At 63.8% G+C, this 16,891-nt stretch carries 17 protein-coding genes; 10 read left to right on the top strand and 7 right to left on the bottom strand.

Annotated features, from left to right (window positions below):
• Positions 1-165: 165 nt before the first annotated feature.
• Positions 166-1,014 (top strand): mechanosensitive ion channel family protein, encoded by an 849-nt coding sequence (locus E8E95_RS26040; protein WP_280354993.1) that lies wholly within the window; start codon positions 166-168, stop codon positions 1,012-1,014.
• A 251-nt stretch (positions 1,015-1,265) separates the two neighbouring features.
• Here E8E95_RS26040 and E8E95_RS26035 read toward each other — a convergent pair whose 3' ends face one another.
• From E8E95_RS26035 to E8E95_RS26020, 4 genes are all read right to left on the bottom strand, one after another.
• Complete coding sequence (locus E8E95_RS26035; RefSeq protein ID WP_280354991.1) at positions 1,266-1,712, bottom strand: GNAT family N-acetyltransferase; 447 nt, start codon at positions 1,710-1,712, stop codon at positions 1,266-1,268.
• Positions 1,713-1,717: 5 nt separating this feature from the next.
• Positions 1,718-2,089 (bottom strand): DUF393 domain-containing protein, encoded by a 372-nt coding sequence (locus E8E95_RS26030; protein WP_280354989.1) that lies wholly within the window; start codon positions 2,087-2,089, stop codon positions 1,718-1,720.
• A 58-nt stretch (positions 2,090-2,147) separates the two neighbouring features.
• Positions 2,148-2,735 carry a TIGR00730 family Rossman fold protein gene (locus E8E95_RS26025; protein WP_077523727.1) on the bottom strand — a complete coding sequence of 196 codons (588 nt, stop codon included), beginning with the start codon at positions 2,733-2,735 and terminating at the stop codon, positions 2,148-2,150.
• Between the two features lie 203 nt (positions 2,736-2,938).
• Positions 2,939-3,562 (bottom strand): LysE family transporter, encoded by a 624-nt coding sequence (locus tag E8E95_RS26020; RefSeq protein ID WP_280354987.1) that lies wholly within the window; start codon positions 3,560-3,562, stop codon positions 2,939-2,941.
• A 124-nt stretch (positions 3,563-3,686) separates the two neighbouring features.
• Here E8E95_RS26020 and azu point away from each other — a divergent pair, with 124 nt between their 5' ends.
• Positions 3,687-4,136, top strand: coding sequence for an azurin (gene azu, locus E8E95_RS26015; protein ID WP_280354986.1), 450 nt, complete (start codon positions 3,687-3,689; stop codon positions 4,134-4,136).
• A 182-nt stretch (positions 4,137-4,318) separates the two neighbouring features.
• Here the strand turns inward: azu and E8E95_RS26010 are convergent, their stop codons facing one another.
• Both E8E95_RS26010 and E8E95_RS26005 read right to left on the bottom strand, forming a co-directional pair.
• Positions 4,319-5,344, bottom strand: a complete 1,026-nt coding sequence (locus tag E8E95_RS26010; RefSeq protein WP_280354985.1) for a DUF1338 domain-containing protein — start codon at positions 5,342-5,344, stop codon at positions 4,319-4,321.
• A 249-nt stretch (positions 5,345-5,593) separates the two neighbouring features.
• Positions 5,594-6,487 carry a LysR substrate-binding domain-containing protein gene (locus E8E95_RS26005; protein ID WP_077523723.1) on the bottom strand — a complete coding sequence of 298 codons (894 nt, stop codon included), beginning with the start codon at positions 6,485-6,487 and terminating at the stop codon, positions 5,594-5,596.
• A 206-nt stretch (positions 6,488-6,693) separates the two neighbouring features.
• Between E8E95_RS26005 and E8E95_RS26000 the strand changes: the two genes are divergently transcribed.
• From E8E95_RS26000 to E8E95_RS25965, 8 genes are all read left to right on the top strand, one after another.
• Positions 6,694-8,184: an aldehyde dehydrogenase family protein gene (locus E8E95_RS26000; RefSeq protein ID WP_280354984.1), complete on the top strand. Its 1,491-nt coding sequence runs from the start codon at positions 6,694-6,696 to the stop codon at positions 8,182-8,184.
• Between the two features lie 12 nt (positions 8,185-8,196).
• Positions 8,197-9,480, top strand: coding sequence for an FAD-binding oxidoreductase (locus E8E95_RS25995; RefSeq protein WP_280354983.1), 1,284 nt, complete (start codon positions 8,197-8,199; stop codon positions 9,478-9,480).
• Positions 9,481-9,963: 483 nt separating this feature from the next.
• Positions 9,964-11,085, top strand: coding sequence for a branched-chain amino acid ABC transporter substrate-binding protein (locus E8E95_RS25990; RefSeq protein WP_280354981.1), 1,122 nt, complete (start codon positions 9,964-9,966; stop codon positions 11,083-11,085).
• 341 nt (positions 11,086-11,426) lie between these two features.
• Complete coding sequence (locus E8E95_RS25985; RefSeq protein WP_077523719.1) at positions 11,427-12,341, top strand: branched-chain amino acid ABC transporter permease LivH; 915 nt, start codon at positions 11,427-11,429, stop codon at positions 12,339-12,341.
• A gap of 2 nt (positions 12,342-12,343) precedes the next feature.
• Positions 12,344-13,630, top strand: coding sequence for a high-affinity branched-chain amino acid ABC transporter permease LivM (gene livM, locus E8E95_RS25980; RefSeq protein WP_280354979.1), 1,287 nt, complete (start codon positions 12,344-12,346; stop codon positions 13,628-13,630).
• The gene (locus E8E95_RS25975) at positions 13,627-14,502 is read left to right on the top strand and encodes an ATP-binding cassette domain-containing protein (protein WP_280354978.1); all 876 of its coding nucleotides are present in this window, start codon (positions 13,627-13,629) and stop codon (positions 14,500-14,502) included. Before livM ends, E8E95_RS25975 begins: the two co-directional genes overlap by 4 nt.
• A complete protein-coding gene (locus E8E95_RS25970; RefSeq protein WP_280354976.1) occupies positions 14,499-15,215 on the top strand; it encodes an ABC transporter ATP-binding protein in 717 nt (238 codons plus the stop codon). The genes E8E95_RS25975 and E8E95_RS25970 overlap by 4 nt, the downstream gene beginning before the upstream one ends.
• A 105-nt stretch (positions 15,216-15,320) precedes the next feature.
• A complete protein-coding gene (locus E8E95_RS25965; protein WP_280354974.1) occupies positions 15,321-16,253 on the top strand; it encodes an ornithine cyclodeaminase family protein in 933 nt (310 codons plus the stop codon).
• A gap of 101 nt (positions 16,254-16,354) precedes the next feature.
• Here the strand turns inward: E8E95_RS25965 and E8E95_RS25960 are convergent, their stop codons facing one another.
• Entirely contained in the window at positions 16,355-16,678 is a 324-nt protein-coding gene (locus tag E8E95_RS25960) for an antibiotic biosynthesis monooxygenase (RefSeq protein ID WP_280354972.1), read from the bottom strand.
• Positions 16,679-16,891: the final 213 nt, after the last annotated feature.

Raw genomic sequence — 16,891 nt, 5'->3', positions numbered from 1 at the left:
TTGTAGGTTGGTCCGAGCTCAGCGAGGCGCAACGTCATCCATTTCATGCGCCGCATCGTTGGGTTTCGTACCTCTACCCAACCTACGGGGGTGTGCCGAACAAGCACTTTGCCGGCGCCGTGCTAGCTTTTTCGGGGCCACTTCTCTCCTGCAAGGTGCTTTGCCATGGATGAAACAACCATCGTCAATGTGGGTACTGAGAAGGTCAGTGCGTTTATGACCACGGTCATGCAGTACGCGACAACCTTCGGCGTCAAGATTCTCGCGGCCATCGCCTTCTGGGTGGTGGGTCGCTGGCTCATCGGTTTTGCGGTCGGACTGGTCCAGCGCTCCCTGGAGCGACAGAAAGTGGACCCGACCGTGCTGCGCTATGTCGGGTCGTTCATCACCGTCACCCTGAACGTCCTCCTGGTGGTGGGCATCCTCGGCTTCTTCGGCATCCAGACCACCAGCCTCGCGGCATTGATCGCGGCGGTCGGCCTGGCCATCGGCATGGCCTGGTCGGGGCTGCTGGCGAACCTGGCGGCAGGCGGTTTCATCATCGTCCTGCGGCCGTTCAAGGTGGGCGACATGATCAGCGCTGGCGGCGTGACCGGTACAGTGAAGGAGATCGGTCTGTTCGCCACCACGATCAACACGCCCGACAACGTCATGACCCTGGTGGGCAACAACAAGATCTTCAGCGACACCATCCAGAACTTCAGCCACAACGACTTCCGCCGCGTGGAACTCAAGGCTCAGCTCTCCGGCGCCGCCGACTGGCACGCAGCCGCGGCTGTTCTCAAGGCCCGCATCGCCGCCATCCCCAATGTGCTCACCGAGCCGCCGGTGGATGTGGAAATCCTTGAGTTCAACCTGGTGGGACCGGTGCTGGCGGTACGACCTTACTGCCACAACGACAACTACTGGCAGGTGTATTTCGATACCAACCGCACCATCAAGGAAGCCCTGGGCACGGACTTCCCGGCGCCCATGCCGGCGCAGACCATCATCGTGCAACAGCCGCAGGCTTGACCTGCGGCAGGCCTTTGGCCTGCTTGGCGAATGAATTCGCCCCTACAGGAAAAACGCTCGGCTGATGCCGGCACAATCGACCCCCTCTCCCTCTGGGAGAGGGTTGGGGTGAGGGGCTGTGCCAGGCGGCTAGCTCGGCGCTGAACTTTTTCGCGAATGAATTCGCCCCCACAGGTGGAGCGCCTGGCCAATCTCCCGCACGAACTGCCCCCTCTCCCTTCAGGGAGAGGGTTGGGGAGAGGGAAGCCCGATCAGCCCTTGCGCAGATGCAGGATCGGGAATGGCTTCCCCGAGCCATCCACGGGCGAGCGGTCGTACTGCACGAATCCCAGGTGCAGGTAGAACCCCGCCGCTTGCGGGTTCTGTTCGTTCACATCGACCGATCGCGCACCGTGGGCCATTGCGTGCTCCATCAGCCTGCGGCCGATGCCCTGGCCATGCTGCGCTGGGTCGACGAACAGCATCTCCACCTTTTCCCTATCGGTCCCGATGAATCCGCTGATGCTGCCGGCGGCATCGCGCAGGCAGGCCAGTTGCACCGCGTCCAGGTAAGCATCGCGCACCAGGGGTTTGAAGAACTGGATGTCGTCTTCAGTGAGGAAGTCATGGGTGGCGCGCACGGCGCCTTCCCAGATTTCGATCAGGCGCCGGCGGTCGGCAGGGGAAAGGGTATTCAGGGTTTCGACGAAAGGGGGCATCCATGTCACCAGTGATGTTTGGCTCTGTTCCAGCGGTAGAGCAGGCGGGCGAATAGCTTGTAGCCGAGCTGCGCAAGGCCGTGGATCAGCGGCAGGGAAAAGAGTCGGGCTTTCCAGCGTTCCCCGGGCGAGTGGCGCCAGAGCACGATGAAGGCGTCCATCCCCATGCGCTTGACGCCGTGTTCGTCCACCAGGTGCAGGCGCTCGCGGACGTATTCCAGGTTCTCGCCGATTTCGTCTACCGCGCTGTTGTCCTGATGGACATCGGCCCATTCCACCTGGCAGGCGGTGGTCTTGCCTTTCTGGCCTTCGATGCCGGCCTTGCACACCGGGCATGCGCTGTTGAAATAGACCTTGATCCGCTCTTCGCCTGCCATGGGCCGCTCCTGGCCTTGGGGTTGTCCCGGACAGTTTAAAGCCGGGACGGGCGCGGGGTCAGTGGGGCTTGCGGTCGACCCATTTGGGCGCGCTGCTCGGGCGCCAGGCTTCCAGGCGGTCGAGCAGGATTTCCGGGTGGCCGCCGACCTGCAGCATGCCGCGGTGCTGGTCGCGGACGAAACGCTCTTCCACCAGGTGGTCGAGGAAGTCGGTGAGCTTGTCGTAGAAGCTGTTCACTTCCAGCAGGCCCAGCGGTTTGCTGTGGTAGCCCAGTTGGCCCCAGGTCCAGATCTCGAACAGCTCTTCCAGGGTGCCCAGGCCGCCGGGCAGGGCGATGAAGGCGTCGGACAGCTCGGCCATGCGGGCCTTGCGGGCGTGCATGCCGTCCACCACTTCCAGGCGAGTCAGGCCTTTGTGGCCGATCTCGGCGTCCATCAGGCTCTGCGGAATCACCCCGATGACTTCGCCACCGGCAGCCAGGGCCGCATCGGCCACGGTGCCCATCAGGCCAACTGCGCCGCCGCCGTAGACCAGCGTGATACCGCGCTCGGCCAGGGTGTGGCCAAGAAGGGCGGCTGTTTCACGGTAGATCGGCTTAGCGCCGGGGCTGGCGCCGCAGAACACGCAGATGGAACGCAAGGACATGGGGGACTCCTCGGGCGAAAAAAGCGCGCAAGGGTACCGATTTAGTGCCTGGGCTCCAAGCTGTTCGAGCGGTCAGCTTCCGAACGGTAGGTGCTGGAATCAGTCTGGACCGCCGCCGCAAGCCCCGGTGGGATGGGCGGCGAGCAGACTTCAGCGGTGTGGATGGCGCATCACCTTCTGGACGAATGGCGCCATTCGGCAGATCAGGCCAGCTTCAGCAATTCCGCCGCCGTCATCCCTGACAGCCCCAGCAGGCACAAGCCGCAGGCCAGGTAGGTGAGGCGGTGCCAGAGGGTGGAGGCGGCGCGGCGGAACCAGTCCACCAGGCCGGCGCAGATGAAGCACCAGAGCAGCGACGACAGCATGAAGCCGCCGAAGAACACCGCCAGGTGGGTCGGTGTCGGCTCGGCCACGCCCACTGCGGCCATGGCCCCGCCCATCGCGGCCCAGTAGACGATGTTCTGCGGGTTGGTCAGTGACAGCGCGGCGCCAGAGGCGAAGGCCCCGCCGCTGGCGCCTTGCTCTTCGGTCGAGGGCTGCGGCGGACGATGGGCGTCACGCAGAGATTGCAGGCCGAGCCAGCCCAGATACAGGGCACTGGCGATGGTCAGGGGGTAGCGCACGGTGGCGCTGTCCAGCAACAGGGCGAGGCCGGTGAGGCCCAATGCGGCCCAGGTGGCATCGCCCACCAGTGAGCCGATCTGCACCATCAGCGCGGGCCTGTAGCCGTCGCGCAGGCCGCGCCGCAGGGTTTCGCTGAACACCGCGCCGGGTGCTGCGTTGAACACGAATCCGAGAAGCATCGCGGCAATGAAGAAGGACAACATGAGCCTTGAAATTCCTTGTTTCAGACGGGTTGCGGCTTGTTGCCGCACGATATGGGAACTCGTGGATAAATGGTGCAGTCTCCCTTCTTGGGGCATTTCTGCCCTTTCTGCCAAGGAGACTCCCATGATTCGCAAGCTCGTCGTTGCATCCGTGCTGGCCCTGGCCAGTGCACCTCTGCTGGCTGCTGAATGTACCGTGGATGTGCAGGCCACCGATCAGATGACTTTCGATACCAAAGAGATCAAGGTCAGCAAAAGTTGCAAAACCTTCACCGTGAACCTCAAACACTCCGGCAAGCTGGCCAAGAACGTGATGGGTCACAACTGGGTGCTGAGCAAGACCGCTGATGCCCAGGCCATTGCCACCGAAGGCATGACCGCCGGCCTCGACAAGGATTACCTGAAGGCCGACGACGCCCGCATCATCGCCCACACCAAGATGATCGGCGGTGGCGAGAGCGACAGCGTAACCTTCGATGTGGCCAAGCTGGCTGCCGGTGAAAGCTACGAGTTCTTCTGCTCGTTCCCGGGGCACGTGTCGATGATGAAGGGCACCCTGGTCCTGGTCGACTGACCTTCAGGTGAACACGAAAAAGGCCGCTCCGTGTAGCGGCCTTTTTTCATGCCTGGGCCTGTATGGGCATGCATCTCTGTAGGGGCGAATTCATTCGCCAAGGGTAGCGAAGCTGCCCCCTGATAGTCCCAGGGGCAGACCTTCGGCCTGCTTGGCGAATGAATTCGCCCCTACAACTGTTCCTAAGCGCTCTTCCCGGCGGTCATCTTGAAGATGCCCTGGGCATTGCCGCTGTCGAAGTTCAAGTCCAGCCGGGCCTCTTCCGGATCGATCTCGCGCTGGATGAATTCCACGAACGACCCCGGTACTTCGCGCTGTACGGCACGGCCGCTGTCGTCGATGAAGTCGCGCTGCACCTGGACGGCGCGGTAGGCGGTCTGCATCACCCGGCCGGATGCCGAGACTTCGATGCTGGCCTTCATGGGCCGGCCCTTGGCGTTCTGCTCGTCCACCACGGACTGCAGGTCGGCGACCCGGTCGGTGAGGTGGTTGAACATATTGCCCTCGGTGGCGATCCAGGCCATTTCCACGCTTTCGTCGCGCAGCTGCTGATAGTCGCTTTCCTGCACCACGCCGTGCTGGCGGTCGAAAGCGCGATAGAGCGCGGGCAGCAGGTGCCGGGCCTCGGTCTCGCTGCATTGGCGCTGGCGCCAGAGGGTGTCGAGGATGGCCTTGTGGCTGGCGTCCAGCGGGTCTCGGCTATCGCCTACCACGCGGCTTACCGCCAGTTGGAAGCTTTCACCGAAGCGGCCCGGATGGAGTTCGGAAACGAAGAACTGGGCGATGTCTTCGGGCAGGTCCATCTGCCGGTAGGCATAGCCGGTCATCTTCAGCCGGGTCAGCGGATAGGTGCGGACATCGGCGAATCCCAGGGGCTCCAGCAGTCGGGCAAAGGCCTGGCGGCCACGGGGGAGGGCGCCGCTGTCCGGCCAGTCGACGGTGCGGATGGCGCCGTGATCGAACACCACCTGACGGCCCTTCGCCTGCTGTTCTTCCACATAGGTGCGACCAATCGGCACCGCCTCCACCAGCTTGTGGAACAGGCAGAGATTCAGCGCTTCGGCCAGCCAGGCACGATGCACGGCGGTCTCGCTGAAGGGGAAAGCGGAGAGGCCGGCGGGAACTTCCACATGGGATTCGACCCAGCGGGCGGCGGGCTCGCCGATCACGCTGGCGACCAGGGCAAACAGGCGTTGGTTGGCGGACATGGAGCGATTCCGGGATTGAAGAAAGGTGAGCCTATCCAAGCAGCCCGGCGGCGGCGGGGCAAACGAAAAAAACCGGTGGGTTCATTCCGTTTTTTCCTGAATGCTGCGCCGTGCATCTGATGGCTCCACCTGTGGGGGCGAATTCATTCGCTTTGCAGGCCGAAGGCCTGCCTCTAGGACTTCCGCGGGGCAGCTGCGCTGCCCATAGCGAATGAATTCGCCCCCACAAGAGCAGCCCTCCTGTCAGGGCTATTCCTGATCCAACTGCTCCAGCATCCAGCGCACGAAATCCTTCACCTTCGGCACTTCCGCGGCGTGTTCGGAGTAGGCCAGGTAATAGGCATTGCGGCTGGGCATGGGGTGATCCCAGGGGATCACCAGCTTGCCTTCGGCCAGCTCCTCCTCCACCAGGAAACGCGGCAGCAGGGCCACACCGCAGCCCGCCTGGGCGGCGCGGATGCACATGTAGGACGTGTCGAAGCGCGGCCCGTGGTAGCTGTGCTCGGTGTGCCGGTCCTGGCTCTGGAACCACTCATGCCAGGCTTCGGGGCGGGTGGCGTTTTGCAGCAACACCAGGTCGGTGAGTTGGGTCGGCTCGGTGAAAGGTTCGTCCGGCATCGCCCCGGGCGCGCAGACCGGCACCACCTCCTCGCTGAACAGGCGAATGCACTCGGCACCGGGCAGGGCGCCATGGCCGAAGTAGAAGGCTACGTCGCAGCGGCCCTGGACCAGGGCGTTGGGCTCCAGCTCATTGCGCAGGTCCAGGTGCACGTTCGGGTGGCGCAGGCGCCAGCCCTTGAGCCGAGGGATCAGCCAGCGCGCGCCAAAGGTCGGCGGCGTGGCAACCCGCAGCACTTCGGTATCGCCGCCGTAGGACAGCATGTAGTGGGTGGACATCTCCACCTGGGCGAGGATCTTGCGCACCTCGGTCAGGTACAGCGAGCCTGCCGGGGTCAGTTGCAGACGCCGCCGTACGCGGCGAAACAGCAGGTGCTGGAGCAGTTCCTCCAGCTGCGCCACCTGCTTGCTCACTGCACTCTGGGTCAGGTTCAGCTCTTCGGAAGCACGGGTAAAACTGAGGTGCCGGGCCACCGCTTCGAAGCATTGCAGGGCGGTGATCGAGGGCATGTGGCGTTTGAGCATCGCGGATTCTCGGGGCGGGCCGGAACATGAATAAACGGAATGATATGTGTCGGAAAGGTCGTTTGTTGGCAAGCCCTTTTCGCGGCTATTACTGGTGCCATTCCCATCTGGCTCCCAACTTGTAGGAGCCAGCTTGCTGGCGAAGGCTTCGCGAGCAAGCTCGCTCCTACAGAGGGCGCTATAAGTTCGTTGAGACAGGAGTTCCCATGGTTGCCGCACTGCTTGACCGCCTCGGTGTCGATTCATCCCTCTACCAGCAAGGCGATCACGCCGTTCATTCGCCCATCGACGGCAGCCGTATAGGCACCGTGCGCCTGGAAGGCCGCGACGAAGTCGAAGCGAAGATCGCCCGCGCTGCCGAAGCCTTCCAGGCCTGGCGCAAGGTGCCGGCGCCCCGTCGCGGCGAGCTGATCCGCCAGTACGGCGAAGTGCTGCGCGAGTACAAGGCCGAACTGGGCGAGCTGGTGTCCTGGGAAGCCGGCAAGATCACCCAGGAAGGCCTGGGTGAGGTGCAGGAAATGATCGACATCTGCGACTTCGCCGTCGGCCTGTCGCGGCAGCTCTACGGCCTGACCATCGCCTCCGAGCGCCCCGGCCACCACATGCGTGAAACCTGGCATCCGCTGGGCGTGGTCGGCGTCATCAGCGCGTTCAACTTCCCTGTTGCCGTGTGGTCGTGGAACACCGCGCTGGCGCTGGTCTGCGGTAACCCGGTGGTGTGGAAACCCTCGGAGAAGACCCCGCTCACCGCGCTGGCCTGCCAGGCGCTGTTCGAGCGCGTGGCGAAGAATTTCAGTGAGGCCCCGGCCAACCTCAGCCAAGTGGTGATTGGCGCCCGCGAAGCCGGCGAAGCCCTGGTGGATGACCCGCGCGTTGCACTGGTCAGCGCCACTGGCAGCACCCGCATGGGCCGTGAAGTCGCACCCCGCGTGGCGGCGCGCTTCGCCCGCAGCGTGCTGGAGCTGGGCGGCAACAACGCCATGATCCTCGCCCCCAGCGCCGACCTCGACCTGGCGGTGCGTGCCATCCTCTTCAGCGCCGTCGGCACCGCCGGCCAGCGCTGCACCACGCTGCGCCGCCTGATCGCCCATGAGTCGGTGAAGGCCGAGATCGTCGAGCGCCTGAAGGCTGCGTATTCCAAGGTGCGCATCGGTCATCCGCTGGAGGGCAACCTGATCGGCCCGCTGATCGACAAGCAGAGCTTCGAGGGCATGCAGCGCGCGCTGGAGCAGGCCCGCGCTGAAGGCGGCAAGGTATTCGGCGGTGAACGCCAGCTCGAAGGGCAGTTCCCGAATGCCTACTACGTATCCCCGGCCATCGTCGAAATGCCAGGCCAGAGTGCGGTGGTCTGCCACGAGACATTCGCCCCGATTCTCTACGTGGTCGGCTACAGCGATTTCGAGGACGCCGTCGCCCTCAACAACGCCGTGCCCCAGGGCCTGTCGTCCTGCGTGTTCACCACGGATGTGCGTGAAGCCGAGCTGTTCCAGTCGGCGGTGGGCAGCGACTGCGGCATCGCCAACGTCAACATCGGTCCGAGCGGCGCGGAAATCGGTGGCGCCTTCGGTGGCGAGAAGGAAACCGGCGGCGGTCGCGAATCTGGCTCGGATTCCTGGAAGGCCTACATGCGCCGTCAGACCAACACCGTGAACTACTCCCACGAACTGCCGCTGGCCCAGGGCATCACCTTCGATTAAGGATTGCACTCCATGACCCTGCGCCAGGAATGCCTCTGGGAATATCTGACGCCACAACTGCCGGAAAGCCCCGTGCTGCACGGCGAGGTCAAGGTCGATGTCTGCGTGATCGGGGCCGGTTTCACCGGCCTCTCCGCTGCGTTGCACCTGCTGGAGGCGGGCAAGCGTGTCTGCCTGCTGGAGGCTCACACCGCCGGTCATGGCGGTTCCGGGCGCAACGTCGGACTGGTCAATGCCGGCATGTGGATTCCGCCGGATGAGATCGAAGCCGGCCTCGGCAAAACCGTCGGCGAGCGCCTCAATCGCACCCTGGGCGCTGCGCCGTCACTGGTGTTCTCCCTGGTGGACCGCTACGACATCGACTGCCAGCTGCGCCGCGAAGGCACTTTGCACATGGCCCATAACGCCCGTGGCCAGGCCGACCTCGCCAGCCGTTGCGCGCAGTGGCAGCGCCGTGGTGCGCCGGTTGAACTGCTGACCGGCAACGCCTGCCGCGAAGCCACCGGCACCGACAAGATCGCCGCCGCGCTGCTCGATCGCCGCGCCGGCACCCTCAATCCGATGGGCTACACCCGTGGCCTGGCCCGTGCGGTGAAATACCTCGGCGGCCAGCTCTTCGAACATTCGCCCGTGCTGCGTCTGGAGCGTCAAGGCGCCAACTGGTGCGTGGTCAGCGAACACGGCGTGGCCATCGCGCCGCAAGTGGTGATCGCGTCCAATGCCTACACCGAAGGCGAGTGGACGGAACTGCGCCGCCATTTCTTCCCCGGTTTTTACTACCAGGTGGCTTCCACGCCGCTTTCTGGCGAGGCCGCCGCGCGCATCCTGCCGGGCGGGCAGGGTTCCTGGGATACCCGCCAGGTGCTCAGCAGCATCCGCCGCGATGCCGACGGCCGCCTGCTGCTCGGCAGCCTGGGCAACGGTTCGCGCAAGCCGGACTGGTTCCTGCGCGCCTGGGCCGATCGCATCCAGCGCCATTACTTCCCGTATCTGGGCAAGGTGGACTGGGAATTCACCTGGACCGGTTGCATCGATTTCACCCCCGACCACCTCATGCGCCTCTACGAGCCAGCGCCCGGCCTGCTGGCCTTCACCGGCTACAACGGTCGCGGCGTGACCACCGGCAGCGTGGTGGGCAAGGCGTTCGCCGACTATCTGCTCAGCGGTGACGAGACGGTCCTGCCGATGCCTTTCCAGCCGATGCGCGCGGTGGCGGCGGTGGGGCTGCGCAGTTCGCTCTACGAAGCAGGCTTTTCGCTCTACCACGCGGGTCAGTGCCTGCGTGTGGTGATCTAGCTGAAAGGGCGGGCTGGCGTAGGGTGGACCACGCTTCACCGGTCCACCATGGGCGTCAGGGCCGGCATCGAATGGTGGAAATGAAAAGCGATTTCCACCCTACAAAAGCTCGGAGTGGTTATTGAACGCGTGACGCGGGTAGCAAAAAAATTCACTGCACGGCTTTCGGAGAGTAGGAACTTTCTTGCAGGATTGGGGGAACGGTAACAGTGCGGAGTGGGAAAATTCGCGCACCAGTGATGTGCAAATAAGTACCGCGAGTCTATTGTTAGCGAATCTGCTGGCACACTGATGCCGTGGGGCTTCCAGACACGTCTGAAGATTAATCGGAATTATTTGGAAGTTATTGATTTAAAAGAATAAAAATAAGAAGCGAAGGAGGTGGGAGCAGCCTTTCAGGGCGCGGAGCAACTACAAGAATTAATGGCACGCCACTTGCTGAACACGAGCGCTAACCCTAAAAAACCTCAGGAGCAAAACTCCATGTCGCAGAAGATTTTCAGAAAAGGCTTTCTGGCTCTGGCGGTTACCACCGCGCTGGGCATTTCTTCCGTTGTACAGGCTGATGTAGTCATTGGCGTTGCCGGGCCGCACACCGGCGCGAACGCCTCGTTCGGTGAACAATACTGGCGCGGCGCCTCCCAGGCCGCTGAAGATCTCAACGCCGCCGGCGGTATCAACGGCGAGAAGATCAAACTGGTGAAAGCCGACGACGCCTGCGAGCCGAAACAGGCCGTAGCCGTTGCCAACCGTCTCGTCGACCAGGACAAGGCCATCGCCGTTGTCGGTCACTTCTGCTCCTCCTCCACCATTCCCGCTTCCGAGGTTTACGACGAGGCCGGCATCATCGCCATGACCCCCGGCTCGACCAACCCGGCAGTGACCGAGCGCGGCCTGTCCGGCATGTTCCGCATGTGCGGCCGTGACGACCAGCAAGGCATCGTCGCCGGCGACTACATCATCGACGTGCTGAAGGCCAAGAAGGTCGCGATCATCCACGACAAGGACACCTACGGTCAGGGCCTGGCCGACGCCACCAAGGCGCAGCTGGCCAAGCGCGGCGTGAAGGAAGTCCTGTACGAAGGCCTGACCCGCGGCGAGAAAGACTTCAACGCCCTGGTTACCAAGATTCGCGCCTCCGGCGCTGAGGTCGTCTACTTCGGCGGCCTGCACCCGGAAGCCGGCCCGCTGGTTCGCCAGATGCGTGAACAGGGTCTGACCGCCAAGTTCCTCTCCGGCGACGGCATCGTGACCGACGAACTGGTCACCACCGCCGGCGGCCCGCAATACACCAAGGGTGTGCTGATGACCTTCGGCGCCGACCCGCGCAAGATCGAGGACGGCAAGGCTGTCATCGAGAAGTTCCGCGCTGGCGGCTTCGAGCCGGAAGGCTACACCCTGTACGCCTATGCAACCCTGCAAGCCCTGGCTGCCGGCTTCAATGGCGCCGGTTCCAACGACCCGGCCAAGGCATCCGAATGGCTGAAGGGCCATCCGGTACAGACCGTGATGGGCAAGAAGGAATGGGACTCCAAGGGCGACCTGAAAGTCTCCGACTACGTGATCTACGAGTGGGATGACAAGGGTAAGTACGCCCAGCAGTAAGTGTCGGTCAGGATCGCCTGCGCGTCGGCCGGCCAGCGTTGGAAAGGGTCTCGGGACTGCTCATTTACAGTCGTAAACTCCGCGTCCCTCAACCCTTTCCGCCTTGTCCGGCTCTAGCTCGTTCGATCCTGATCCGACACTGGACATAGCTCGGCTGACCGGCCAGATGCCACCCGCATCTGGCCGGTCGGTGTATTCCGGGAAACTGCTGAAGTCCTTTTCTGCTTGAGCCGGGCGGGGAACCGCTCGATTTGACATGGTTTTTCAGTGGTGCCCGTCTGATTCCACTCGCGGGAGCTGGCCGAACCCAAGGCCGGACCCCCAAAAGACGAGACAGAGTGATGGACGGTATTATCCTGCAACAGCTGATCAACGGGCTGACCCTCGGGTCGGTCTACGGTCTGATCGCCATCGGTTACACCATGGTTTACGGCATCATCGGCATGATCAACTTCGCCCACGGCGAGGTGTACATGATCTCCGCCTACATCGCCGCGATCACCCTGGCCATCCTGGCCTTCTTCGGACTCGAATCCTTCCCGCTGCTGATCCTCGGGACCCTGCTGTTCACCATCCTGGTGACCGGTGTATACGGTTTCGTGATCGAGCGCATCGCCTACAAGCCGCTGCGCAACTCCACCCGCCTGGCACCTCTGATTTCCGCCATCGGCATGTCGCTGATCCTGCAGAACTACGTGCAGCTCAGCCAGGGCGCCCGCCAGCAAGGCGTGCCCACCCTGCTCGACGGCGCGCTGAAGTTCCACATCGGTGACGGCTTCGTGCAGCTCACCTACACCAAGGTGTTCATCCTGGTGGCGGCCTTCCTCGGCATGGCGGTGCTGACCTACATCATCCAGCGCACCAAGCTCGGCCGCATGTGCCGCGCGACCCAGCAGGACCGCAAGATGGCGTCGATCCTCGGCATCAACACTGACCGGGTGATCTCCTACGTGTTCGTCATCGGCGCTGCCATGGCGGCCCTGGCCGGTGTGCTGATCACCATGAACTACGGCACCTTCGACTTCTATGCCGGCTTCATCATCGGCATCAAGGCGTTCACCGCCGCAGTGCTCGGCGGCATTGGCTCGCTGCCTGGCGCCATGCTCGGCGGGATCATCCTGGGCATCGCCGAGGCGCAGTTCTCCGGCATGGTCAACACCGACTACAAGGACGTGTTCAGCTTCTCCCTGCTGGTGCTGATCCTGATCTTCCGTCCCCAGGGCCTGCTCGGCCGCCCGCACGTCGCCAAGGTGTAATCATGACTTCTGCCATTGCCAGGAAGCCCCTGGATTTCAAGAAGAGCCTGATCGACGCCGTGATCGCCGGTCTGCTCGCCCTTATCGTCTTCGGCCCCATCATGGGTGTGGTACTCGATGGCTACAGCTTCAACCTGGAGTTCAACCGGGTTGGCGTGATGATGGCCGTGGTCATGATCGGCCGCTTCTTCCTCAGCCTCTACCTGCAGACCCCGCGCGGCGAAGTGCTGATGCAGCGCTTCGAAACAACGGGTTCTGGCGTGCACGTGCGCGAGCCCGACCACGTTAGCCGGCTGCGCTGGATCATCCCGCTGCTGGTCGTCGCCGCGGTGATCTTCCCGTTCTTCGCCAGCAAGTACCTGCTCACGGTGGTCATCCTCGGCCTGATCTACGTGCTGCTGGGCCTGGGCCTGAACATCGTGGTCGGCCTCGCCGGCCTGCTCGACCTCGGCTACGTGGCCTTCTATGCCATCGGTGCCTATGGCCTGGCGCTGGGCTACGAACACCTGGGTCTCGGCTTCTGGTCCGCCTTGCCGTTGTCGGCCCTTGCCGCGGCGCTGGCCGGCGCGTTGCTGGGCTTCCCGGTGTTGCGCATGCACGGTGACTACCTGGCTATCGTGACCCTCGGCTTCGGCGAGATCATCCGTCTGATCCTCAACAACTGGCTGAGCTTCACCGGGGGGCCGAACGGCATGTCGGTGCCGTCGCCCACCTTCTTCGGCCTCGAGTTCGGCCGCCGGGCGAAGGATGGCGGGGTGCCGATCCACGAGTTCCTCGGCTTCGCCTACAACCCCAACCTGAAGTTCCTGTTCATCTACGTGGTGCTCTTCCTGGTGGTACTGCTGGTGCTGTACATCAAGCATCGCCTGACCCGCATGCCGGTCGGCCGGGCCTGGGAGGCGCTGCGCGAAGATGAGATCGCCTGCCGCGCCATGGGCCTGAACCACGTGCTGGTGAAGCTCTCGGCCTTCATGCTGGGCGCCTCCACCGCCGGCCTGGCCGGGGTGTTCTTCGCCAGCTACCAGGGCTTCGTGAACCCCTCGTCCTTCACCTTCTTCGAGTCGGCGCTGATCCTCGCCATCGTCGTGCTCGGGGGCATGGGTTCCACCGTCGGGGTGGTGATCGCCGCGTTCGTCCTCACTGTCGCGCCGGAGCTGCTGCGCACCTTCGCCGACTACCGTGTGCTGCTGTTTGGCGTGCTCATGGTGGTGATGATGATCTGGCGGCCGCGCGGGCTGATCCGTATCAGCCGTGTCGGCTTCACCCCGCGTAAAGGAGTAGCCCCATGAGCGACGAAAACATCCTCAGCGTCGAGCACCTGATGATGCACTTCGGCGGCATCAAGGCGCTCAATGACGTGAGCCTGAAGATCAAGCGCGGTTCCATTTCCGCGCTGATCGGCCCCAACGGTGCCGGCAAGACCACCGTGTTCAACTGCCTGACCGGCTTCTACAAAGCCACTGGCGGACGCATCCAGCTCAACACCCGCGGCGGCAGCACCGACGTGATCAAGGTGCTGGGCGAACCCTTCCAGCCCACCGACTTCGTCAATCCGGCGCAGTTCGCCAACCGCCTGCACTACAAGATGTTCGGCGGTACCCACCTGGTGAACCGCGCCGGACTAGCGCGCACCTTCCAGAACATCCGCCTGTTCCGGGAAATGTCGGTGGTGGAGAACCTGCTGGTAGCCCAGCACATGTGGGTGAACCGCAATCTGCTGGCCGGTGTGTTCAACACCCCGGGCTTCCGCAAGGCCGAGGACGACGCGCTGAACCATGCGTTCTACTGGCTGGAAGTGGTGGACCTGGTGGATTGCGCCAACCGCCTGGCCGGCGAGCTTTCCTACGGCCAGCAGCGCCGCCTGGAAATCGCCCGCGCCATGTGCACCCGGCCGCAACTGATCTGCCTCGACGAACCCGCCGCCGGCCTCAACCCGGCCGAAACCGAAGCGCTCAGCCGGATCATCCGCAAGCTGCGCGACGAACACGACCAGACCGTTCTGCTGATCGAACACGACATGGGCATGGTGATGAGCATTTCCGACCACATCGTGGTGCTGGACCACGGCGAAGTGATTGCCGAAGGCAACCCCCACGACATCCGCCACGATCCCAAGGTGATCGCGGCGTACCTCGGCGCCGAAGAGGAGGAAGTGGCATGAGTGCACCCCTCCTGGAGTTCAAGGACGTCGACGTCTTCTACGGGCCCATCCAGGCCCTGCGCAAGGTCAGCCTGCACATCAACGAAGGTGAAACAGTGAGCCTGATCGGCGCCAACGGCGCGGGTAAGTCCACGCTGCTGATGTCGATTTTCGGCCAGCCGCGCGCGGCCAATGGCGCGATCGTCTACCAGGGCACCGACATCACCCACCGGTCGGCGCACTATGTGGCGTCCAATGGCGTGGCGCAGTCGCCGGAAGGCCGTCGGGTGTTCCCTGACATGAGCGTGGAAGAGAACCTGCTGATGGGCACCATCCCCATCGGCACGGACCATGCGGACGAAGACATGCAGCGCATGTTCGACCTCTTCCCGCGCCTGAAGGAACGGCGAAACCAGCGCGCCATGACCATGTCCGGCGGCGAGCAGCAGATGCTCGCCATCGCCCGCGCGCTGATGAGCCGACCCAAGCTCTTGCTGCTCGATGAACCCTCCCTGGGCCTCGCGCCCATCGTGGTCAAGCAGATCTTCCAGACCCTCAAGGAACTGGCCCAGACCGGCATGACCATCTTCCTCGTCGAGCAGAACGCCAACCATGCGCTCAAGCTCTCCGACCGCGCCTATGTGATGGTCACCGGGGAAATCCGCATGAGCGGCACGGGCGAGGAACTGCTGGGTAACCAGGAAGTCCGCAACGCCTACCTCGGCGGGCACTGACCCGCCGCCTCCAACCTTTCCCCGAGCGTCTCCCCTCTCCCTTCAGGGAGAGGGGCCGGGGGAGAGGGTAATTCGCTCGCACTCGATTCCAAAAGGAGTCCGGAGATGCAAACCCTGCGCTTCTTCACCAACGCCGATGTCGCTGCGGCGCTGGATTATCCACAACTGATCGAGGCCCTGCGCCAAGGCCTGGCCAATCCGGCCGAAGCCCCGGTGCGCGCCTGTCATGCCCTGCCACAAGACGCCACGCTGCTCTGCATGCCGGTCTGGCAGCAGGGGCAGGGCGTCGGCGTGAAGCTGGTGACGGTGTATCCCCACAACGGCGAAAAGGGCCTGCCCTCGGTCGCCGCGCTCTTCACCCTCTTCGACGACGCCACCGGCCGGCCGCTGGCGGTGCTGGAAGCCTCCGAGCTCACCGCTCGCCGCACCGCCTGTACGTCGGCCCTGGCCGCCAGCGCACTGGTCCGGCATGACGCCAGCCGGCTGCTGGTGGTGGGCACCGGTACCCTGGCCGCGCACATGGTCCGTGCCCATTGCGTGGTGCGCCAGTACGAGCGTGTGGATATCTGGGGTCGTCATCCGGAGAAGACCGACGAACTGGTGCGCTCCCTCGCCGGGGAGGGCTATCCGGTGCAGGTGGCGCCTGACCTGCAGACCTGCGCCCAGCAGGCGGACTGCATCAGTTGTGTCACCACGTCCACGTCGCCGCTGATTCTCGGGGACTGGCTGCGGCCGGGCACCCATCTGGACCTGGTGGGCGCCTTCCTCTCGACCATGCGGGAAACCGACAGCGCCGCCGTGGCCCGCTCACGGATCGTCGTCGATACCCGTGCCGGCGCGCTGGAAGAGGCCGGGGACCTGATTCTCGCCATCGCCGACGGCGCCATCACGGAGCAGGCCATCCACATCGAACTTGCCGACCTGCTGCACGGCCGGGGCCATCGCCAGACCAACAGCGAGATCACCCTGTTCAAGTCCGTGGGCTATGCCCTGGAAGACCTGATTGCGGCGCAGGTGATGTTGTCCCGTACCGCGTAGGTAGCGTTCCTTGTGGGGGCGTTTTCAATCGCTAATGGGCGCGCTGCGGCCCCCGTGGCAGACCTGCGGTCTGCTCAGCGAATGAATTCGCCCCCACAGATTTACAGTTCATCCTCTTCGTTGACCACAGGCAGCTTCGCCGCCAGCACTTCGATGCGCTCGATTTGCGGCAGCTCGCTGAGCAACTCGTCCGCGCGCTCCATCAGCTCTTCCGCCACTTTTCCGGCCATGTGCGCCTGCAACCCGAGATCGTTGGCGAAGGCGTCAAAGATGCCGAAGGTCGTCGGGCCCAAGCGCAGGGCGAACCAGGCCGTGGTATCCGGCTCTTCCTGCACCCGCTGCAGGCCGCTACGGAGAAAATCCTCCACTTCGGCGACCTTGCCTGGCTTGGCTTCCAGACGTACCAGCAACGCGACTTGGACCATGGCCCGATCTCCTCTGTGGCTAGGCAGGCAAGTCTAGGCCGATGGAAGAGGGCGTCAGCCCCGCTTGTCCGAAGTGGAGATATCCACTGGCATTTGTAGGGGCGAATTCATTCGCCAAGGGCAGCGCAGCTGTCCCCACTGACGATCAAGGGCAGCCCTCCGGCCTGCTTGGCGAATAAATTCGCCGGAGTTGATAACAATCTCTGTGCAGCG

Origin of the sequence: Pseudomonas sp. BN414 (assembly GCF_029871275.1) — a bacterium.
Taxonomy (GTDB): domain Bacteria; phylum Pseudomonadota; class Gammaproteobacteria; order Pseudomonadales; family Pseudomonadaceae; genus Metapseudomonas; species Metapseudomonas resinovorans_C.
This window is presented reverse-complemented; position numbering and strand designations above follow the sequence as displayed.